The organism is Paraburkholderia sp. J94, from assembly GCF_905220285.1.
Classification (GTDB): domain Bacteria; phylum Pseudomonadota; class Gammaproteobacteria; order Burkholderiales; family Burkholderiaceae; genus Paraburkholderia; species Paraburkholderia tropica_A.
On sequence record NZ_CAJMZH010000024.1, the window covers coordinates 40,818 to 62,067 of the forward strand.

General features: G+C 66.5%; 12 protein-coding genes. 9 read left to right on the forward strand and 3 right to left on the reverse strand.

Annotated features, from left to right (window positions below; translation table 11 throughout):
- Positions 1 to 64: 64 nt before the first annotated feature.
- Positions 65 to 1,708 (reverse strand): CHAD domain-containing protein, encoded by a 1,644-nt coding sequence (locus tag U4Y88_RS35165; RefSeq protein WP_321789471.1) that lies wholly within the window; start codon positions 1,706 to 1,708, stop codon positions 65 to 67.
- Positions 1,709 to 1,965: 257 nt separating this feature from the next.
- On the opposite strand from U4Y88_RS35165, the gene U4Y88_RS35170 reads away from it, so the two are divergent.
- The 3 genes from U4Y88_RS35170 to U4Y88_RS35180 all read left to right on the forward strand — a co-directional run bounded on the left by U4Y88_RS35170 (position 1,966) and on the right by U4Y88_RS35180 (position 6,361).
- Positions 1,966 to 2,184 carry a YdcH family protein gene (locus U4Y88_RS35170; protein ID WP_224018411.1) on the forward strand — a complete coding sequence of 73 codons (219 nt, stop codon included), beginning with the start codon at positions 1,966 to 1,968 and terminating at the stop codon, positions 2,182 to 2,184.
- A 357-nt stretch (positions 2,185 to 2,541) separates the two neighbouring features.
- Positions 2,542 to 3,756, forward strand: coding sequence for a polyphosphate kinase 2 (gene ppk2 / locus U4Y88_RS35175; protein ID WP_321789472.1), 1,215 nt, complete (start codon positions 2,542 to 2,544; stop codon positions 3,754 to 3,756).
- A 385-nt stretch (positions 3,757 to 4,141) separates the two neighbouring features.
- On the forward strand, positions 4,142 to 6,361 hold the full coding sequence (locus U4Y88_RS35180) for a putative bifunctional diguanylate cyclase/phosphodiesterase (RefSeq protein WP_321789474.1): 2,220 nt from the start codon (positions 4,142 to 4,144) through the stop codon (positions 6,359 to 6,361).
- Between the two features lie 45 nt (positions 6,362 to 6,406).
- On the opposite strand, the gene U4Y88_RS35185 is transcribed toward U4Y88_RS35180, so the two are convergent.
- Positions 6,407 to 6,790: a tautomerase family protein gene (locus U4Y88_RS35185; RefSeq protein WP_224018414.1), complete on the reverse strand. Its 384-nt coding sequence runs from the start codon at positions 6,788 to 6,790 to the stop codon at positions 6,407 to 6,409.
- Positions 6,791 to 6,932: 142 nt separating this feature from the next.
- Here U4Y88_RS35185 and U4Y88_RS35190 point away from each other — a divergent pair, with 142 nt between their 5' ends.
- A complete protein-coding gene (locus U4Y88_RS35190) occupies positions 6,933 to 7,784 on the forward strand; it encodes a LysR family transcriptional regulator (RefSeq protein WP_321789476.1) in 852 nt (283 codons plus the stop codon).
- 24 nt (positions 7,785 to 7,808) lie between these two features.
- Here U4Y88_RS35190 and U4Y88_RS35195 read toward each other — a convergent pair whose 3' ends face one another.
- Complete coding sequence (locus U4Y88_RS35195; RefSeq protein ID WP_224012315.1) at positions 7,809 to 8,543, reverse strand: metallophosphoesterase; 735 nt, start codon at positions 8,541 to 8,543, stop codon at positions 7,809 to 7,811.
- A gap of 197 nt (positions 8,544 to 8,740) precedes the next feature.
- Here U4Y88_RS35195 and U4Y88_RS35200 point away from each other — a divergent pair, with 197 nt between their 5' ends.
- The 5 genes from U4Y88_RS35200 to glgX all read left to right on the forward strand — a co-directional run bounded on the left by U4Y88_RS35200 (position 8,741) and on the right by glgX (position 21,247).
- Positions 8,741 to 9,397 carry a DUF1345 domain-containing protein gene (locus tag U4Y88_RS35200; protein WP_224012354.1) on the forward strand — a complete coding sequence of 219 codons (657 nt, stop codon included), beginning with the start codon at positions 8,741 to 8,743 and terminating at the stop codon, positions 9,395 to 9,397.
- A gap of 342 nt (positions 9,398 to 9,739) precedes the next feature.
- Positions 9,740 to 13,282, forward strand: coding sequence for an alpha-1,4-glucan--maltose-1-phosphate maltosyltransferase (locus tag U4Y88_RS35205; RefSeq protein ID WP_321789478.1), 3,543 nt, complete (start codon positions 9,740 to 9,742; stop codon positions 13,280 to 13,282).
- Entirely contained in the window at positions 13,279 to 16,740 is a 3,462-nt protein-coding gene (treS, locus tag U4Y88_RS35210) for a maltose alpha-D-glucosyltransferase (protein ID WP_321789480.1), read from the forward strand. Before U4Y88_RS35205 ends, treS begins: the two co-directional genes overlap by 4 nt.
- Positions 16,733 to 18,949, forward strand: a complete 2,217-nt coding sequence (gene glgB, locus U4Y88_RS35215) for a 1,4-alpha-glucan branching protein GlgB (RefSeq protein ID WP_310630408.1) — start codon at positions 16,733 to 16,735, stop codon at positions 18,947 to 18,949. Before treS ends, glgB begins: the two co-directional genes overlap by 8 nt.
- 66 nt (positions 18,950 to 19,015) lie before the next feature.
- A complete protein-coding gene (glgX, locus tag U4Y88_RS35220) occupies positions 19,016 to 21,247 on the forward strand; it encodes a glycogen debranching protein GlgX (RefSeq protein WP_321789482.1) in 2,232 nt (743 codons plus the stop codon).
- The last annotated feature ends 3 nt before the right edge of the window (positions 21,248 to 21,250 follow it).

The window sequence follows — 21,250 nt, forward strand, 5'->3', positions numbered from 1 at the left end:
GAGTTCGGATCGAGCGTCGATTATAGGGATCGCGCGCGATCACAGGACGGACGAAAAAGCCGGATCACGCGCCGCGCGACACCTTCGGCGGCGTCAGCTCGCGCAGCAGCCGCTCGCCCTCTTTCGCCGTATAGCGCTTGACCGCCTCGCACCAGCCGCGCGCGAAGCCGAGCTGATACGGCTCGGCATCCATGCGTTCGAGATAGCGCAGCGCCACGGCCGCATCGTTGCCGTCGCCGAGCACGCTTTGCAGACGCATCAGCGTGCGCGCGGTCTGCGTGCGCGTGCGGCGCGAGGTGATCGACGCGAAAAATTCGAGCGTGTAGCGCAGATATTTCGCGCCGATGCGCGCGCGATGGCGGCTCGCCTCGTCGATCGCCGTGAGCTTCTGCGTCTGCGCGAGGCGCTCGTAATAGCGCCGCACGCGTTTCTTCGCATGCCGATGCAGCGAGCGCCCGTCTTCGTTCGACGCACCGGACCGGCGCGCCAGCGCCGCCAGCCATTGCAGCCAGGCGAGCGCCGCGTGGGCGTAGCGCGGCGACCCCAGCGCCTCGCGCACGCGCGCACGCGCGGCGGCCCGCTGCGCCTCGGCGGCGTCGCGCACTTCGTTCCAGCGCGCGGATTCGGTATCGGCGCCCGCGAGCGCCGGCAGCGTCGACTCGACGAACACGTCGCGGTCGCGCGCCTCGCCGAGCAGTTCCCCGAGCCATTTCAGCTCGGGCGCGATATGCGTGTTCCAGACCGCGTCGCGCCAGGGCGAAAAGATCCGCATGGCCGTGCGCAGACGCCGCTGCGACACCCGCATCTGATGAATGAACTCCGTGTTCGGCGAATCGCGCACGCCCGCGTCGTTACCGAACCACTGCGCGCTGATGTTCGCGCCGATCGCCACCAGCGCCGCCTCGGCGCTCTGCGCGCCGCGCAGATCGACCGGATCGGCATGGACGGCGGCGACGTCGCCGCTCGCGCTGCCCGCCGCCGCGCGCTCGAGCGCGTCGGTGACGCGCACGAAAGCCGGCAGCACGTCGACGATTTCATGCGCGCAGGCGAACAGCACATCGACGAGCGGCGCGGCGTCCGCGCCCTCGGGCCACGCCACGCCGACGCGCAATTCGTGCAGTTCCACAGCCGCCGCGCCGCGCTGATCGCCCGCGTGGCTCGACGCCGCCAGCGTGTCGCGCAGATCGGCATCGAGCACGACGTCGACACTCGCGCCGTCGCGCGCCCAGCGCCACGCATGCCGCTCGCCGGCGAGCGCCGCGACCGGCTCCGGGTCGCCGGCTGCGGCCAGCGCTTTGCGAAACGGCTCGGGCGCGGCATCGAACAGCGCGCCGTCGATGTCCTCGGCTTCCAGCGGCGCCTCAAAAATCGCCTCGACGATCTGAACGCCCGGCGTGAGCGTGCGGCGGCTCGACACGGCCACGCCGTGCGCCGCGCCGCGCGTTTCGACGGCGAGCCGCCAGCCCGCCCGCGCGAGCGCGCCGCTGCGATCGAAAACGACGCAGCGGATCGGCGTGGGCGCATGGTCTTCGCCCTGCGCGGCAAGTTGCGGCAACGCAGCACTGACGGAATCGGCGAACGCGCGGGCGATCGTGAGGGAAGCCGCCGCCGGAATGGGCGACGCGGCGGAGGCGGCGCAAGGATCGGCCTGAGCGGCCAGCGGCACGGCGCGCACGACATCGAGCACGATTTCGAGGACGCGGATCATTGACGCTCCGGGTTGTCGGTGGGGCGGCAGATGCGGCGACAAACAACAAGGGCGACGTCGGACGGTTCAGATTAGTCCTACGGCTGCGACGCTCCTGTCCCGATATTACACGCGCTCACCCCGCTCTGCGCTTGGCAGCGACCCGAATCGGCGCTCACGGCTTGCACCGCTTGATGACGGTCAAAATCGTAAAAACGCGACGGTGAAACAATACTTACATAACTTGTCGACGTTCGTTGTTCCTTAAGGAGTATTGAGTGTTCCCCGAATTCCGAGAGCTGATCTCCCACCTCAAGATCCAGGACGATCATTTCGCCCGCCTCTTCAATCGCCACAACGATCTGGACCAGCAAATCAAGAACATGGAAGCGGGCATCGTGCCCGCGAACGGCATGGCCATCGAGCAGCTCAAGAAAGAAAAGCTGCAACTCAAAGACTCGCTTTATCTGATTTTGCGCAAGGCATCGGACGCGTAAATCGCAGTGTCAGGTCGCGTGTCGCGGCGCAAAGTCCGTCTCCTCGCGGCCTGCGCCGCTATCACGATCACGCCATCGGCCGCGATCTGCCACGCGGCCGGTTGGAGATTCGCGAGCGGCCGTCTCGCATCCTTCGGATTCGCTTCGTCTCCGTTTTGTATTCGTCTGCCGCACCGTCTGTCACCCGTCCCTCGCGCTTTTCAGTTTCGTCCCGTCGCGGCCCGCACGCCGAATTCGCGCACGCCGCCACACATGGCCAATCGCGTGCAGTTTCCACCCGCAGTTTCCAGCTGTCGCCCATGTTCAATGCAGTCGGATTGGTACCGGCTCAACGCTTTCGTCGAGAGAACCTGACTTATGCCCAAAATCGTTCCCAACGTTTCTTCGCTGACACCCGCCTCCGCAGGCACGCGCAACCGCAGCGCGCGCAATGACGATGGCCCCGCCGCGCGCCAGCCCGAACTCACCCCGCTCGGCGCGGAACGCCGCACCGTCGACGACGCCGTGGAAGCCGCCGCCCAGGTCATCGCAGGCGCGATGCAGGATCTCGTCTCAGGCAACTGCGTCGCGCCGGAATCCGGGCCGGCCAATGATGAAGCACGCGTCGGCGCAGTCGATGCAACCGATGCCGCCGATGCCAACGGTGTCCGCCCCAACGCGCCTCCGCCGCTGCTCGACTCCATCGCCGCGCTGATGAAAGGCCTGTCGCCCGACGAAGCCGTGCAGCTGCGCAGCCTCATCCTCCAGGGCCAGCCGGCCGAATGGCGCCAGCCGCGCGCGCGCCATCCCGACGAGGAACTCGCGTCCGGCTGGCGCGACGGCGACTATCCGTATCGCAACCTCATGTCGCGGCGCGCTTACGAACGCCAAAAGTACCGGCTGCAGGTCGAACTGCTGAAACTGCAGGCGTGGGTGCGCGAGACCGGCCAGCGCGTCGTGATCCTGTTCGAGGGCCGCGACGCCGCCGGCAAGGGCGGCGCCATCAAGCGCTTCATGGAGCATCTGAACCCGCGCGGCGCGCGCGTCGTCGCGCTCGAAAAACCCACCGAGGTCGAACGCGGCCAATGGTACTTTCAGCGCTACGTGCAGCATCTGCCGTCGGCGGGCGAAATCGTCCTGTTCGACCGCTCCTGGTACAACCGCGCCGGCGTCGAGCGCGTGATGGGCTTTTGCTCGCCCGCCGAATACGCCGACTTCATGCAGCAAGCGCCGGAATTCGAGCGGCAATTGATCCGCAGCGGCATTCACCTGATCAAGTTCTGGTTCTCGGTGAGCCAGTCCGAGCAGCGCCGCCGCTTCAAGGAGCGCCGCGTGCATCCGCTCAAGCAGTGGAAGCTGAGCCCCGTCGATCTCGCCTCGCTCGACAAGTGGGACGAATACACGCAAGCCAAGGAAGCGATGTTCTCGCAGACCGATACGGCCGACGCGCCGTGGACCGTCGTGCGCTCCGATTGCAAGAAGCGCGCGCGTCTGAACGCCATGCGCTACGTGCTGCACAAACTGCCGTATGCGAGCCGCGAGACCGAGGCGATTGGCACGGTCGATCCGCTGCTGGTGAGTCGCGCGCTTTGAGGGTGTCGCAGATTTTGTAACGCACTGGTGGCGTTTAAAAAGGTGATTAAAAACCGCGCCGCAGGAAACTGCGGCGCGGTTTTTTGCGTCATGCGTTTGCGCGTGTCGCGGACTCGCACGCGCACACACCACATCCCGGACCGGCGCAACGATCCGGGATCGAACGCCATCGCCAGCGAATCAACGACCACGACGCGAGGTAGCCGGTACACGGTCGCTCGGCTTTCCATCCGCTTTCGAGCCGGCAGACAACGCGGCCCCGGTTCCGTATCGTCGAAGTGAAACGTTTGCGTGCCAACAACGGCGCTTTTGCCATTGCGCGACCGGCTATGCCGCATATATTCTGAGCGGGCATCTCGCGAAGCCGACCAGATACTCGAAAAAAATGACAACTGAGCAAATCGGGGTAACGAATTCCGAATCCAGCCTATCCGGGCCGACCTCTCAGACCGAAGCATCGAGCAATCTGGTTGACCGGGACGCTGCCCGGCATATTGGCGACTTCATTGACTTGATGCGTGACCGCATCGAAGCGTGCTCGCCGGACAGCCCGACGCGCGACCAGGAGCAGAGTTTCAGGTTGCTGGTCGAAGGCGTCACCGACTACGCGATCTACATGCTCGACCCGAATGGCATCGTCGCGAACTGGAACGCCGGAGCGCAACGGGCGAAGGGCTATCAGGCGGCCGAGATCGTCGGCCAGCATTTCTCGTGCTTTTACGAGCCCGCGGATCGCGAGCGCGGCTTGCCGCAAGACGGACTCGACACGGCGCGTCAAAGCGGAAAATTCGAGACTGAAGGCTGGCGCGTTCGCAAGGATGGAAGCCGGTTCTGGGCACACGTGGTCATTCAGCCGATCTACGACGACGCCGGCATCCTGTTCGGCTTCGCAAAAATCACTCGCGACTGCACCGAACAGCGCGAGATCTCGCTTGCGCTCGAAGAGACCACACACAATCTGGATCTCGCGCTGGACAACATGTCCCATGGATTGTGTCTGTTCAATCGCCATGGACGCCTCGTGCTGTCCAACGACCAGTTCTCCCGCATCCTGTCGCTCCCTGACGGCGCCCTGTTCGCAGGGATGCGGCTGAACACGATGCTACGGCGCATCGGCGAGCACGGCGGCATGCCGCCAGATCAAACGTCGGCGTGGGCCAGAAAGGTACGCACGCAGCTCGTTCACCGATCTGAAGCGAATCAGCAACAGGCGACGATGGAAGTCGCCCGTCTGGGCCGCAGCATCTCGGTCGTGACGCGCATGCTTTCGCATGGCGGCTGGGTGTCCACGATCGAAGACATGACCGAGCGGCGCATTGCGGAAAACCGTATCACGCATCTCGCTCACCACGATCACCTGACCGACCTGCCCAATCGTCTCAGCTTCCAGCAACGCTTGTCCGGGCTGGCGGAAAACGCATCCGCCGAGCGGCCGTTTGCCCTGCTTTTTCTCGATCTGGATCGATTCAAGTCGGTCAACGACACGCTGGGTCATCATGTCGGCGACGAACTGCTCAAGGCCGTGGCGCGCCGACTCGCTCGCACCGTGCGCGCGAGCGACCAGTTGGCTCGCTTGAGCGGCGATGAGTTCGCGATTCTGCAAGTGCCGTTTCGAAGCGTGGATGACGCCGCGGAACTCGCGCAACGATGCATCGAGAATCTCTCCGCGCCGTTCGAAATCGCGAGCAATGAAATTAGCGTCGGCGCAAGTGTCGGTATCGTCATTCACGCGCGCGCGGGCATCGACGCGGGGACGGTGCTCCAGCGAGCCGACCTTGCGCTGTACGCGGCCAAACGCGACGGCCGCAACTGCTTTCGCCTGTACGACAGCGGCATGAACAACCCGATCCGACTGCGCAACGAACTCGAAGACGATCTGCGGCGCGCCCTGCGCGCGAATCAGCTGGAATTGCATTATCAGCCGATCGTCGAGGCGCATAGCGGAATCACCACCGCATGCGAGGCGCTGCTGCGTTGGCGTCACCCCAAGCGCGGTCCCGTGTCCCCTGCCGAATTCATCCCGATTGCGGAGGAGCGAGGCCTGATGCCGGAACTCGGCGCGTGGGTGCTGGAGAAGGCGTGTCGGGACGCCGCGCTCTGGCCGGCGCATATTCGCCTGAGCGTCAATGTTTCGCCGGCTCAACTGATACACGCGGACTTTACGCACATCCTGGCGAAAGCACTCAGGAACGCGGCGCTTCCGGCGCATCGCCTGGAAGTGGAAATCACCGAAACGGTGCTGCTGGAATCGTCCGGCACGTCCTCGCGCATCCTGAACGAAATTCGCGCGATGGGCGTGGGCGTCGCAATGGACGATTTCGGCAAGGGCTACTCGTCATTGGGTTTGCTGCAGAGCGTGCCCTTCACGCGGGTGAAAATCGATCGCGGCTTTGTCAATGGACTGGGGAACAATCCGAAATCGGCGGCGATTATCCACGCGATCACCGAACTATGCCGAAGTCTCGATCTCCCGATTACCGCCGAAGGCGTCGAAACGGGAGATCAACGGCAAGCTTTGCTCGACGAGCGCTGTCACGAGCTACAAGGCTTTTTCTTTGCCAGGCCGACGCCTGTCATTGCGCTTGAGCGTTATCTGAATGCGTAGTGCGCGTGTAGTGAACATATAAGCACTCATACCCGACACGCTCACTCACGTCGCATACTGCGCCACCCCGTTCCCAAACGACCAGTTCTCGCGCGCGACATCCACGAGATTGACGAACACATCCTCGCGCCGCACGCCCGGATCGCGCGCGAGGTTTTCCGCGATCTGCGCGAATAGCGCCTTCTTCTGATCCTGCCCGCGCGTATTGCTCACGGCGATCTGGATCATCACGAGGTCGTCGCTGCGCTCGATGCCGAGGTAATGGCGGCCGAACACGAAGTTATCGGCGTCGTGCTCGGTGACGATCATGAACTGGTCGTCCTCGGGCGCCTTGAACACTTCCATCAGCGCGAGATGCACGCCCTGCATGAGGGCCTTGCGATAGGTTGCGGGCTTGCCTGCGCGCACGGCGATTCGGGTGAACGGCATGTCAGTCTCCTTCGAGGTCTTCGGGAATGAACCGGCTTCGGCGCCGACAAAGCGCAGCAGCAGGTTCGACATGACATCAGCTTAGTCGCCGTCTATCATAATAAACAGATATCACTGCATATTTCATCCATTTACGATTGAAATGAAACCGCTCGATCTCGACGCCGTGCGCGCCTTCGTTCTGGTCGCCGAATTGCGCAGCTTCACGCGCGCCGCCGACGCGCTCGACACCACGCAATCCGCCGTCAGCCTCAAGCTCAAGCGCCTCGAAAGCCATCTGGGCCGCCAGCTGCTCGATCGCACGCCGCGCGTCGTGCGGCTCGCGCCGGACGGGCTCGCGTTCCTCGGCCCCGCGCGCGATCTGCTGGGCGCGCACGAACGCGCGCTCGGCACGCTCGGCGGCGATGCGCGGCGGCTGACGCTCGGCCTGAGCGAGCATGTCGCCGACGCGCAGCTCGCGCGCCAGCTCGCGTTGCTGCGCGCGCACGATCCGGGGCTCGTGATCGCGCTGCACCTCGGTCTGAGCGCGCAGTTGCTGACGCAGTTCGACGAGCGGCGGCTCGACGCTGCGATCGTGCGTCAGGAAGCCGACGAAGCGCCGCGCGGCGACGCGCGCACGCTGTTCGACGAGCCGCTCGTCTGGCTCGCCGCGCCGGAGTTCCAGTGGCCACCCGGCACGCCGCTGCCGCTCGCGCTGCTCGCCGGTCCCTGCGCCGTGCGCGCGGCCGCGATCGCGGCCCTCGATGCGGCGGATGTCGCGTGGAACGAGGTCTTCGTGGGCGGCGGCGTGGCCGCCGTCGGCGCAGCGCTGGAGGCGGGCCTGGCGGTGTCGGCGCTGGCGCGGCGGGTGGCGCCGCGCACGCTCGTCGATGTGGGCGCGAAGTTCGGCTTGCCGCCGCTGCCGGTCTCGCGCGTGTCTCTGCTTTCGCGCGTGCGCGAGCCGCGCTCGGCCGCGACGCTGCAATTGCTGACGTCGAGTCTCGGCGCGGGCTGAGCGCGCGCCATCAAAGGGAGAGAGTCAGGGCAGCGCGAACGCCGCCGCGCCTTGTTCGCGCGCCGCCTGGGTCGAAACCGACCAGTTGCGCAGCGACAGCGCCTCGACCATCGTGAGACGTCCTTCGGCGATATAGGCGCCCGTGTCGATGAACATCTGCGAGCCGATCTGGCGCGGCTCGCGCATCGGCGTGTGGCCGCAGTAGGTCAGCGAGAGCGCGTGGCTCGCGGGCGTGCCCGCGTTGAAGGCGAGTTCGCGGCCCCACAGCATGCGCTCGCGCACGTGATCGTTGAACTGGCCGGCATCGAGTTCGGTGTCGTCGCCGAAAAATTCCGCGTGCAGCACGTTGAAGCGCGCGCCGCCCTGCCCGACCGTGCGCACCAGCGGCAACTGGCGCAGGCGTTTCGCGTACTGCGCGAGCGCGCGTTCCGGCACGTACTGCGCCCAGCCGCCGCCGATACCGTACCACTGATGCCGCGGCAGCCGCCCTTCGACGACTGCGCACAGCGCGTCTTCGTGATTGCCGAGCACGGCGTGGAACCACGGCTTGTCGAGCAGCGTAAGCGCTTCCTCGCACTGCTCGCCGCGATCGATCAGGTCGCCGACCGAGAACAGCCGGTCGGCCGCAGCGTCGAAGCTCACCTCGCGCAGCAGGAAGCGCAAAGCATCCACACAGCCGTGCAGGTCGCCCACGACAAAGTCGCGGCCGGCCTCGTTGCTGGCGTGATGCTGAACTTCAGGGGCGAGAGTGGGTGTCATCGTTTCATGATAGCGCCCGCCGGGCACTCTGTATGCGCGCCAATTATCGTTTCATGGCGCTTTTTTACGCGCGCTTTCAAATCGCCTGACGTGCGTCCCGCGTGGCGCGCCGCGCCACCGCCGTGGGTAAAATCGCTGCAATCCGCGCGCGCCTGCGCGGTCCCCGCGTGTCTTCACCCGTCGAGAGCGTCGATGCCATGAAGGTCTATCCGCAAGTCCTGCGCAATCGTCCGCACATGATGATCGGCATGGTCCTCGGCGTGGTGCTCGCGGCGCTCGTGCCGGGCTCGATCCGGCCCGTGGCGCGCGTGCTGGTCGGCTGGGACATCGCGATCTGGACCTACCTCGTGCTGATCTGGATTCACATGATCCGCACCGACGAAACCAGTGTGCGCCGCCACGCGCAGCGCGAGGACCAGAACGCGGGCACGGTGCTGTTTCTGGTCTGCGCGGCGACCGTCGCGAGCATCGTCGCGATCGTGCTCGAACTCGGCACCACCAAGGATCTCAATACGGCCTCGAAGGTGCTGCATTCGCTGCTCACGGGCCTCACGCTGATCGGCGCGTGGTTTCTGATTCCCACGATCTTCACGCTCCATTACGCGCGCGTGTATTACGGCTCCGATCCCCATTCGCCGGCGCTCGCGTTCCCCGACGCCAAACTCCAGCCGGATTATTGGGACTTCCTGTATTTTTCTTTCACGATCGCCTGCGCCTCGCAAACCGCCGATGTCGGCCTGCGCGGACGCAGCGCGCGGCGCAGCGTGCTCGCGCAATCCGTCCTGTCGTTCTATTTCAACGTTTCCGTGCTCGGCCTGTGCGTGAACATCGCGGCGAGCATGGTGGGGAACTAGACCGGCATCGATTGCAATCGATGCACGCGCCGCGCGCACGCTGTGCGGCACACAGCGCGGCACGCAGCCAGGCACGCGTCACGCATGAACCCGCGTGGCCGCGAGCCGGCGCAGCGGCGCGGCGATCGCGCGGATTGGGCACATGCCTTGCTGACTTCCGCATCAAGTCGCCGTACGTCGCCGACGCTTTGGTTCCGGCCTGCTCTTGCACTACATTGAACAGGACACGCGCCAACGCCCGGCCCCGTGCGGCCCGCTCCGGCAGCCCACGGGCAACGTGATCGCATCCGGTGGTACCTCGGCCCTGCATCCACGCTGCCCGACGTATCTGGAATACGACCGATGGAACCTCCTCACGCCTATGCGCCGCGGATCTACTTCGTCCATTCCGTCCTCGCCGGGCCGCTCGACGCGTGGCCCGCGCATTGCGCGCACGCAGCGTCGCTGGGCTTCGATCATGTCCTGATCGGCGCCCTGTTCGCACCAGGCCGCTCGGGCGACGACCGCATCGTCGCCGATCATCAACATTTGCATCCCGCGTTCGGTTCGCCAGAGCCGGTGGCGGACGCCGTGCGCCTGCTCGCGACCGCCGCGCGCGAACGCGGCCTGACGCTGCTCGCCGATCTCACGCTCGACCGCGCGGCCGCCGACGGCGCGCTCTACGCCGCGCATCCCGAATGGTTTCATCCGTTCGAGCCCGAGGACGCGCGGCTCGATCCGCGTCACGGCCATCGCGACGCGAACGTGGCCTATGCCGACTTCGAACGCGCGGGCGCGCCGCTCGCGGTCTGGTGGACGCAGTTCGCCACGCGGCTCGCCGACGCGGGCCTCGGCGGCTTTCGCATCGACTCGCCGCATCGCGTGCCGGCCGCCGTGCTGCGCGCGATCTTCGACGGCGTGCGCGCGAGCCGTCCGCAAACGCGCTGGCTCGCGGCCACGCCGGGCCTCGCGCGCGCCGAGATCGCGCAACTCGAACACGCGGGCTTCGACGCCGCGTTCACCTCGCTGCGCTGGTGGGACTTCTCGTCGAGCTGGATGGTCGAGGAGCACGACGTGGTGCGCCGCGTGGGCTCGCCGGTCGCGTTTCCCGAAGCGCCCTACGGCACGCGCTTCATCCGCGATCTGGACGGCGCCGCCGACGCGCGCGCGGTCGAGCGCGCCTATCGCCGCATGCTGCGCGCGGCGGCGGCCACCGGCACCGGCTGGCTGGTGCCGATGGGTTTCGAATACGGCGTCGACGAAGCAAGCGGCCACGGCGGCCCGCACGCGCACGATCGAGGTGCAAACGGTGGCGCAAACGGCGGCGCCCACGAACGGGCGCCCACGTGGGCCGAAGCGAAAGCGCGCGCGCCCTTCGATCTCTCCGCCGACATCGCGCACGCGAACGCCTTGCAGCGCGAGACCTTCATCCTCCAGACGAATGGCGAGCTGCGCGCGCTCAGCGGTCCCGCCGCGCCCGTGGCCGCGCTGCTGCGCGGCGACCGCGCCGATCTGCGCGATGCGGGCGAAGCGCTGCTCACACTCGTCAATCCCGCGCTGGCCGCGCCGGTGCGCGTGAACATGGCGCATCTGCTCGACGGCGCGCCCGGCGGCTTCACGCGCTTCGAGCCGCTCGACGCGCAATCGCTGCGCGGCGTGCGCGAACGCTCGCCGCGCGATGCGGGCGCGATCCCGGAAACGTTTACGCTGCCCGCGGGCGCGTGCTGGATGTTCCGCGCGCTCGCCACGCCGCTCGTCGCGCTCGCGCCGCCCGAGGATCTCGCGAAGTCGCCCACGAGCGGCCACAAGAGCGTGATCGACGCAATCGCCGCGCCGCGCATCGCCATCGAAAGCGTGTGGCCGTCCGTCGATCACGGCCGCTTCGTCGCCAAGCGCGTCGTGGGCGAGCAGTGCGAAGTGCGCGCCGCGATCTTCGCGGAAGGCCACGACCGCATCGACGCCGCGATCCTCTGGCGCGCCGCCGACGAAACCGCCTGGCACGAGTCGCCGATGAAACCGCTGCCGCCCGCCGGCACCGATCTCTGGAGCGGCACCTTCCCGCTCGAACGCGTGGGCCGCCACGAATTCGTGGTGATCGCGTGGCGCGACGACTTCGCCTCGCTCGCCGGGCATCTGCAAAAGAAGCGCGACGCCAACCAGCCCGTCCATCTCGAACTGGAGGAAGCGAGCCGCCTGCTCGCGCTCGTGCTCGCGACCGCCGACACGTCCGACGACCACAGCGAGCAACACCTGCGCGAGCGCGCGGCGCTCGACGCGCTCGTCAAACGCTTCGTGGCCGCCGACACCGACACGCGCTGCGCGCTGCTCGCCGCGCCCGCCACGGCGGCCGCCGTGCGCGCCGCGAACCACCGGCCGTTCCTCTCGCGCGACGCCACGGTGCAGCGCGTGGACGCCGAACGCGCCGCCGCGCGCTTCGCGAGCTGGTACGAAATCTTCCCGCGTTCGATGAGCGACGACGAATCGCGTCACGGCACCTTCGACGACGTGATCGCGAAGATGCCGCGCATCCGCGACATGGGTTTCGACGTGCTGTATTTCCCGCCGATCCATCCGATCGGACTCGCAAACCGCAAAGGCCGCAACAACTCGCTGACCGCGCAGCCCGGCGATGTCGGCAGCCCTTACGCGATCGGCGCGGCCGAAGGCGGCCACACCGCCGTGCATCCCGAACTGGGCACGCTCGAAGACTTCTGCCGCATGCTAAACGCGGCGCACGCGCACGGCCTCGAAATCGCGCTCGACTTCGCGATTCAATGCTCGCCCGACCATCCGTGGCTCAAGGCGCATCCGGGCTGGTTCGCGTGGCGGCCCGACGGCACGCTGCGTTATGCCGAGAATCCGCCGAAGAAGTATCAGGACATCGTGAACCCCGAGTTCTACGCGCACGATGCGAAGCCCGAACTCTGGCTCGCATTGCGCGACGTGATCCTGTTCTGGGTCGATGCGGGCGTGCGCATTTTCCGCGTCGATAATCCGCATACGAAACCGCTGCCGTTCTGGGAGTGGATGATCGCCGACGTGCGCGCGCGTCATCCCGATGTGATCTTCCTCTCGGAAGCCTTCACGCGCCCGCGCCTCATGTACCGGCTCGCGAAGATCGGCTTCTCGCAGTCGTACACGTATTTCACGTGGCGCGAAACGAAGCGCGAGTTCATCGACTATCTGACCGAACTCACGCAGAGCGAAGTGCGCGATTTTTATCGGCCCAATTTCTTCGTCAATACGCCCGATATCAATCCGCGTTATCTGCAAAGCGGCGCGCGCTCGATCCACCTGATACGCGCCGCGCTCGCCGCGCTGCTTTCGGGATTGTGGGGCGTGTATAGCGGCTTCGAATTGTGCGAGGCGCGGCCGCTGCCCAACAGCGAAGAATATCTGGACTCCGAAAAGTATCAGCTACGCGCGTGGGACTGGAACCGACCCGGCAATATCGTGGCCGAAATTACGGCGCTCAATCGCGCGCGCCGCGCGAATCCCGCGCTGCAATCGCATCTGGGCATCACCTTCCTCGGCGCGCACAACGACAACGTGCTGTGCTTTGAAAAGGCCACGCCCGCGCGCGACAACGTGATTGTCGTGGCGATCAACCTCGACCCGTGGAACGAGCAAGGCGCCGATATCGAACTGTCGTGGGCCACCTTCCAGGCCTGGCAGATCGACGATCACGCGCGGCTCGCCGTCGTCGACGAAATGAGCGGCGAGCACTTCGAATGGCAAAGCCGCTGGCAGCACGTGCGGCTCGATCCGCACACGCGGCCGTTCGCGATCTGGCGGCTCGCGCCCATCGACGGCCTGCCACGCGAAACGCCGCCTGACGTACCGGACGAACCGGTCGAAGGCCACCCCGAATTCGACGCGGACTTCCCTCCCGGAGGAGCCACATGAAACGCGATCCCGCTTCGCACGAAGCGCCGCCGCACCCCGACGCCGCGCCGGTCACCGACCCGACCGCGCAGCAGACCGACGACGAGCATCACACGGCGCGCGGCACGCAAAAACGTGGCAAGCCCTCGCTGCTCTCCGACGACCCGCTCTGGTACAAGGACGCGGTGATTTATCAGGTGCACGTGAAGTCGTTCTTCGACGCGAACAACGACGGCGTGGGCGATTTCGCGGGCCTGCTCTCCAAGCTCGATTACATCGCCTCGCTCGGCGTGACCGCGATCTGGCTGCTGCCGTTCTATCCGTCGCCGCGCCGCGACGACGGCTACGATATCGCCGACTATCGCAACGTGCATCCCGACTACGGCCAGCTCGCCGACGTGCGCCGCTTCATTCAGGAAGCGCACGCGCGCGGCATGCGCGTGATCACCGAACTGGTCATCAATCACACCTCGGATCAGCATCCGTGGTTTCAGCGCGCGCGGCGCGCGAAGCCCGGCTCGAATCATCGCAATTACTACGTGTGGTCCGATACCGATCAGCGTTATCAGGGCACGCGCATCATCTTCATCGACACCGAGCCATCGAACTGGACGCACGATCCCGTCGCGGGCGCGTATTACTGGCACCGTTTTTATTCGCATCAGCCCGATCTGAATTTCGATAATCCCGCCGTGCTGCGCGAAGTGTTGCAGGTGATGCGCTTCTGGCTCGACATGGGGATCGACGGATTGCGGCTGGACGCCGTGCCTTACCTCGTCGAACGCGAAGGCACGAATAACGAGAACCTGCCCGAAACGCACGCGATCCTGAAGAAGATTCGCGCGACCATCGACGAGCATTATCCCAATCGCATGCTGCTCGCCGAAGCGAATCAGTGGCCCGAGGACGTGCAGGAATATTTCGGCAACGAAGACGAATGCCATATGGCGTTCCACTTTCCGCTGATGCCGCGTCTGTATATGGCGATTGCGAGCGAGGACCGCTTTCCGATCATCGACATCATGAAGCAGACGCCGGATCTGCTGCCCAGTTGCCAATGGGCGGTTTTCCTGCGCAATCACGATGAACTGACGCTCGAAATGGTCACCGATTCCGAGCGCGATTATCTCTGGAACACCTATGCGAGCGACCGGCGCGCGCGTCTGAATCTCGGCATTCGCCGCCGTCTCGCGCCGCTCATGGAGCGCGACCGACGCCGCATCGAACTGATCAATTCGATCTTGCTCTCGATGCCCGGCACGCCGGTGATTTATTACGGCGACGAACTCGGCATGGGCGACAACATTCACCTCGGCGACCGCGACGGCGTGCGCACGCCGATGCAATGGTCGTCGGATCGCAACGGCGGATTTTCGCGCGCCGATCCCGAACAACTCGTATTGCCGCCGCTGATGGGTTCGCTCTACGGCTACGACGCGATCAACGTGGAAGCGCAAAGCCGCGACCCGCATTCGCTGCTCAACTGGACGCGGCGCATGCTCGCCACGCGCCGCGCGAAGCAGGCGTTCGGGCGCGGCACGATCCGCTTTCTGCGGCCCGCGAATCGCAAGATCCTCGCGTATCTGCGCGAGATGCCGGGCGAGCCGTCGATTCTTTGCGTCGCGAATCTCTCGCGCGCGCCGCAGGCCGTCGAACTCGATCTCTCCGAATTCGCGGGCACCGCACCCGTGGAGATGACCGCCGATTCGGTGTTTCCGCCGATCGGCCAGTTGCCGTATCTGCTGACCTTCCCGCCCTACGGTTTTCTGTGGTTCCTGCTATGTCCGGGCAACGAGCGTCCTTCGTGGAGCCAGCCCGCGTCCGAGCAGTTGCCCGAATTCGTGACCGTCGTGATCCGCGAAGGACAAACCGGCGCGACGCCCGAAAACGTGCGCCTGCTCGAATCGGAAGTGCTGCCGTCGTGGCTCTCGCGGCGGCGCTGGTTCGCCTCGAAGGACAAGCCGCTGCGCGCCGTGCGGCTCGCCGCACTCACGACGATCACGGGCGCGGGCTTCGCGTTCACCGAGATCGAAGCCGAACTCGCGGATGGCGCGACCGAGCGCTACGTGTTGCCGATCGCGATCACCTGGGGCGCGGACACCACCACGCCGCTGCACATTCAGCTCGCGCTCTCACGCGTGCGGCGCGGCCGCACGATCGGCTATCTGACCGATGCGTTCGCGCTGCCGTGGTTCGCTTATGGCGTGCTGCGCAAGCTGCGTGAACGCGCGCAGGTGCCGACCGTGCAAGGCAGCACGATCCGCTTCGAACCGACCACGCGCATCGATGAAATCGATCTCGGCGAAGAACCCGAAATCCGCTGGCTCGCCGCCGAACAGAGCAACAGCTCGCTGATCATCGCCGAAACGCTGGTGCTCAAGCTCGTGCGCCGCCTGATGGCGGGCGTGCATCCCGAAGCGGAAATGAGCCGCCATCTGACGAAGCTCGGCTACGCAAACACGGCGCCGCTCTATGGCGAAGTCGTGCGCGTCGATCCGCAGGGCGTGCCGCATACGCTCGCGATCCTGCAAGGCTTCATCGACAATCAGGGCGACGCGTGGGAATGGGCGCTCGATTATCTGCGCCGCACGATCGACGACCTCGCGCTCGCCGCCGACGACGGCGAAACCGGCGAGCAGGATCAGGCTCACGAAGAAGAGGTGATGCAGAACTACGCCGCCGTGATCGGCGCGATCGGCAAGCGGCTCGGCGAATTGCACGCCGCGCTCGCGCAGCCCGGCGAGGACGACGACGAGGGCGACGCCTTCACGCCCGAGGCCGCAACGCCCGACGATGTGCGCCAGTGGGTCAGCGACGCGCGCAAGATGCTCGTGGAAGCGCTCGACATCGTGGCGCAGCGTATCGGCGACGACAACCACACGCTCGACGACGACGCGAAGGAACTCGCGCGCAGTCTGATCGAGCGGCGCGACGCGCTGCTGGCCGCCGTGGACGACCTCGTGCCGCTCGACGCCGCCGCGTGGCGCATCCGCATTCATGGCGACTTCCATCTGGGCCAGGTGCTGCTCGCGCAAGGCGACGCGTATCTGATCGACTTCGAAGGCGAGCCCGCGCGTTCGCTCGATTACCGGCGCGCGAAACAATGTTCGCTGCGCGACGTCGCGGGCCTGCTGCGCTCGCTCTCGTATGCGAACGCCGCCGCGCAATCGACCACCGAAAGCGCGCCGCAGCAGATCGCAGACCGCAAGCGCGCACTGTTCGAGCGCTTCCGCGGCCACGCCGCCGAAACCTTCCTGAGCCAGTACCGCGCGGCGGTCGTCAACGCGCCGCTCACGCTCGTCAGCGCGTCGCACGAACAGGCGCTGCTCGACCTGTTCCTGATCGAGAAGGCGGCCTACGAGATCCGCTACGAAGCCGCCAACCGGCCCTCGTGGCTCGCCCTGCCGGTACGTGGCCTCGCGGCGCTTGCGAGCCGCCTGCTCGGCCCCACGCCGACCCACGGAGGCGGACATGCCTGAGCGCGCCCCGGACGCCGGCCTGCATCATCACGACATCGACGCGCTCGTGCATGCGCGTCATCGCGATCCGTTCGCCGTGCTCGGGCTGCATTGGGTCGACGGCGCGCCTTACGTGCGCGCCTGGCTGCCGAACGCCACGCACGTGCGCGTGCTCGCGCGCGATCGCGCGCACACGCTCGCCGAACTCACGCGCGTGCATCCCGCCGGGCTGTTCGCCGGACCGCTCGCGGAAGGCACGGCGTATCGGCTCGAAATCGACTGGCATGGCGTGGCGCAGGAAGTGGAGGACCCCTATTCTTTCGGCGCGCAGTTGCCGCAGGAAGCGCTGCATCGTCTCGCCGACGGCGATCCATATGCCGTGCTCGAATGCCTCGGCGCGCGGCCGCTCGTCTATGACGGCGTGCCGGGCGTGCGCTTCGCGCTGTGGGCGCCGAACGCGCAACGCGTCTCCGTGGTCGGCGACTTCAACGCGTGGGACGGGCGGCGTCATCCGATGCGGCTGCGCCACGAAGCGGGCGTGTGGGAGCTGTTCATTCCGCGCGTGGCCGCGGGCGCGCGCTACAAGTTCGAGATCCTCGGCGCGCGCGGCGAAGTGCTGCCGCTGAAGGCCGATCCCTGCGCGTTCCAGACCGAGCCGCCGCCCGCCACGGCGTCGGTGGTCGCGCCGGTGGAAGCGCTCGAACATTTCGCGTGGCACGACCACGACTGGCTGCAAACGCGCGCCGAACGCCAGAACGCGCGCGCGCCGATGTCAGTGTACGAAGTGCACGCATCGTCCTGGCTGCCGACGCAAGGCGCCGACGCGCCCGCGCCCGACTGGCGCGCGCTCGCCGACCGCCTGATTCCCTACGCGCAGGGCATGGGCTTCACGCATCTGGAATTGCTGCCGGTGGCCGAGCATCCGTTCGGCGGGTCGTGGGGCTATCAGCCGCTTTCGCAGTTCGCGCCGACCGCGCGTCTCGGTTCGCCGCTCGACTTCGCGGCCTTCGTCGATCGCGCGCACGAGGCCGGTCTCGGCGTGATTCTCGACTGGGTGCCCGCGCATTTTCCGAACGACGCGCACGGCCTGATCGAATTCGACGGCACCGCGCTCTACGAACACGCCGATCCGCGCGAGGGCTACCACCCCGACTGGAACACGATGATCTACAACCTCGGCCGCCGCGAGGTGAGTGCGTTCCTGATCGCATCGGGGCTCGCGTGGCTGATGCGTTATCACATCGACGGGCTGCGCGTGGACGCCGTCGCGTCGATGCTCTATCGCGACTATTCGCGCGCGCAGGGCGAATGGGTGCCGAACATCTACGGCGGGCGCGAGAATCTCGAATCGATCGCGTTTCTCAAGCGCCTCAATCACGAAACGCAATACGTGCCGCAGCGGCCCGGCGTGATCACCATCGCCGAGGAATCGACCGCATGGCCCGGCGTGACCGCGCGCCCCGAGGACGGCGGACTCGGCTTCCAGTTCAAATGGAACATGGGCTGGATGCACGACACGCTGCACTTCATGCACGAAGACCCCGTGCATCGCCGCTATCACCATCACGAGATGACGTTCGCGATGGTCTACGCGTGGTCCGAGCGTTTCGTGCTGCCGCTCTCGCATGACGAAGTGGTGCACGGCAAGGGCTCGCTGCTCGGCAAGATGCCCGGCGACCGCTGGCAGAAGTTCGCGAACCTGCGCGCGTATTTCGGCTTCATGTGGGCGCATCCGGGCAAGAAGCTGCTGTTCATGGGCGGCGAGTTCGGGCAGATGGCGGAGTTCGATCACGACGGCACGCCGCACTGGAATCTGCTAGACGATCCGTTGCATCGCGGCGTGCAGGCGCTCGTGCGCGACCTCAACCACCTCTATGCCGACGAAACCGCGCTGCACGTGCTCGACACGGAGCCGGGCGGCTTCGAATGGCTCGTCGCCGACGACAGCGACAACAGCGTGCTCGCGTGGCGGCGCGTCGACGGTTCGGGCAACGAGATCGTCGCGGTCTGCAACTTCACGCCGGTGCCGCGCCACGGCTACCGCATCGGCATGCCGCAGCCGGGGCAGTGGGAAGAAGCGCTCAACAGCGACGCCGAAGTCTACGGCGGCTCGAACATGGGCAACGGCGGCCTCGTCTCGACCGAGCCGGTGCCGAGCCACGGCCGCCCGCAATCGGCGGCGCTCGTGCTGCCGCCGCTCGGCACGCTGATACTGCGATTGCGACGTTGATATGGCAGCACGCGCGTTTCATCAGGAATCCGATGCAATACAAGAATCAGCAGAAGGAGCATCGATATGGCTAACGGCATGCCCGACCGGCTGCTGCCCGGCGCGCCCTACCCGCTCGGCGCGACGTGGGACGGGCTGGGCACCAACTTCGCGGTGTTCTCGGCGCACGCGTGGCGCATCGAGCTGTGCCTCTTCGACCCGACCGGCCGCAAGGAACGCATGCGCTACAAGCTGCCCGAATGCACCGATGAAATCTGGCACGGCTATCTGCCCGACGCGCATCCCGGCACCGTCTACGGCTTTCGCGCGCACGGCCCGTATCAGCCGCACGAAGGCCATCGCTTCAATCCGCACAAGCTGCTGCTCGATCCGTACGCGCGCCGCCTCGTCGGCCAGTTCCGCTGGTCCGACACGCTGTACGGCTATCGCGTGCATTCGAACCGCGCCGACCTCTCGCTCGAACGGCGCGACTCCGCGCCCGCGATGGCCAAGGGCGTGGTCACGCACGACACCTTCGACTGGTCGCAGGACCATCGGCCCAACACGCCGTGGAGCGAGACCGTCATCTACGAAACGCATGTGCGTGGCATCTCGATGCTGCGCCGCGATCTGCGCCATCACCAGCGCGGCACCTTCGCCGCGCTCGGCTCGCCGCATTTCATCGACCATCTGCAGAAGCTGGGCGTGACCGCCGTGGAGCTGCTGCCCGTGCACGCCTTTCTTCCCGAGCGCTTTCTCGTCGAGCGCGGCCTGCGCAATTACTGGGGCTATAACTCGGCGGCGTATTTCGCGCCCGAGCCCTCGTATCTCGCGGGCAACGACACCGACGAAATGCGCATCGCGATTCGCCAGTTGCATGCGGCCGGTATCGAAGTGATTCTCGACGTGGTCTACAACCACACCTGCGAAGGCGGCGAAATGGGCCCGACGATCTCGTGGCGCGGCCTCGACAACGCAAGCTATTACCGCTGCGTGCCCGGCGACGAACGCCATCTGATCAACGACACCGGCTGCGGAAACACGCTCAATCTTTCGCATCCGCGCGTCCTGCAGATGGTTGCCGACTCGCTGCGCTACTGGACCACCTCGTATCGCATCGACGGCTTTCGTTTCGATCTCGGCGTCACGCTCGGACGCGAGCCGCAAGGTTTCGATCCCGGCAGCGGCTTCTTCGATGTGCTGCGCCAGGACCCCGTGCTCTCGCAGGTGAAGCTGATTTCCGAGCCGTGGGACGTCGGTCCCGGCGGCTATCAGCTCGGCAATCATCCGCCCGGTTTCGCCGAATGGAACGACCGCTATCGCGACAGCGTGCGCCGCTACTGGCGCGGCGCGCCCGCGCAGCGCGCCGATCTCGCCGCGCGTCTCACCGGTTCCGCCGATCTGTTCGACAAGCGCAAGCGCCACCCGTGGGCCTCGCTGAATTTCGTGACTTCGCACGACGGCTTCACGCTCGCCGATCTCGTCGCCTACGAGCGCAAGCACAATGAAGCGAACGGCGAAGAGAACCGCGACGGCCACAACGAAAACTGGAGCGCGAACTGGGGCGTCGAAGGCCCGACCGACGATCCGGCGATTCTCGACACGCGCGCCCGCGTCGCGCGCTCGATGTTTGCGACGCTCTGCATCGCGCTCGGCACGCCGATGATGCTGGCCGGCGACGAAACCTGCCGCACGCAGCAAGGCAACAACAACGCGTATTGCCAGGACAACGAGATTTCGTGGGTCGACTGGGCGCTCGCCGCGACGCCGCAAGGCGAGGCGATGACGGCGTTCTGCGCGCGCGCGATCGCGCTGCGGCGGGATCATCCCTTGCTGAGAGAAACCCGCTTCCTGTTCGGCGACCGCGAGGTGCTGCCCGACGTGCACGACATCGACTGGTTCGACGAGCACGGCGAGCGGCTCACGCCCGCGGCATGGCAAGACCCCGAGGCGCGCGCATTCGCGGTGCGGCGCGCGGGCCCGGGACTCGACGGCGAAATCGAAGTATTGTTGATGATGCTGAACGCGTCCTCGCAGGCCGTGACGTTCCGCGCGCCCGCGCCGCGACTCGCGTGGAGCGTGCTGCTCGACACCGCGCATCCCGAGGACGCGCCGCACACGCTGTACGACGCCGGTTTCGAGGTCGGCGCGCACGCGCTTGCGGTGCTGTGCGCGCGGCCCGCGCGCCACGCGGCGCAAGGTGCGGGCGCCACGCACACAGGCACGCACGCGGCCGCGCAAGACGACGCTGCGTCCGCGAGGACGCCGCCGCCCGACCCGCGCCAGCCGCACGCGGCGCAGGAAGACTCAGCTGGATAGCGC

Excerpts from the sequence above, each read along its gene's own strand:
- glgX (WP_321789482.1), top strand. The coding sequence starts at position 19,016 with ATGGCTAACGGCATGCCCGACCGGCTGCTGCCCGGCGCGCCCTACCCG.
- U4Y88_RS35205 (WP_321789478.1), top strand. The coding sequence starts at position 9,740 with ATGGAACCTCCTCACGCCTATGCGCCGCGGATCTACTTCGTCCATTCC.
- U4Y88_RS35200 (WP_224012354.1), top strand. The coding sequence starts at position 8,741 with ATGAAGGTCTATCCGCAAGTCCTGCGCAATCGTCCGCACATGATGATC.
- treS (WP_321789480.1), top strand. The coding sequence starts at position 13,279 with ATGAAACGCGATCCCGCTTCGCACGAAGCGCCGCCGCACCCCGACGCC.
- U4Y88_RS35185 (WP_224018414.1), bottom strand. The coding sequence starts at position 6,790 with ATGCCGTTCACCCGAATCGCCGTGCGCGCAGGCAAGCCCGCAACCTAT.
- U4Y88_RS35180 (WP_321789474.1), top strand. The coding sequence starts at position 4,142 with ATGACAACTGAGCAAATCGGGGTAACGAATTCCGAATCCAGCCTATCC.
- glgB (WP_310630408.1), top strand. The coding sequence starts at position 16,733 with ATGCCTGAGCGCGCCCCGGACGCCGGCCTGCATCATCACGACATCGAC.
- U4Y88_RS35190 (WP_321789476.1), top strand. The coding sequence starts at position 6,933 with ATGAAACCGCTCGATCTCGACGCCGTGCGCGCCTTCGTTCTGGTCGCC.
- U4Y88_RS35195 (WP_224012315.1), bottom strand. The coding sequence starts at position 8,543 with ATGACACCCACTCTCGCCCCTGAAGTTCAGCATCACGCCAGCAACGAG.
- ppk2 (WP_321789472.1), top strand. The coding sequence starts at position 2,542 with ATGCCCAAAATCGTTCCCAACGTTTCTTCGCTGACACCCGCCTCCGCA.
- U4Y88_RS35165 (WP_321789471.1), bottom strand. The coding sequence starts at position 1,708 with ATGATCCGCGTCCTCGAAATCGTGCTCGATGTCGTGCGCGCCGTGCCG.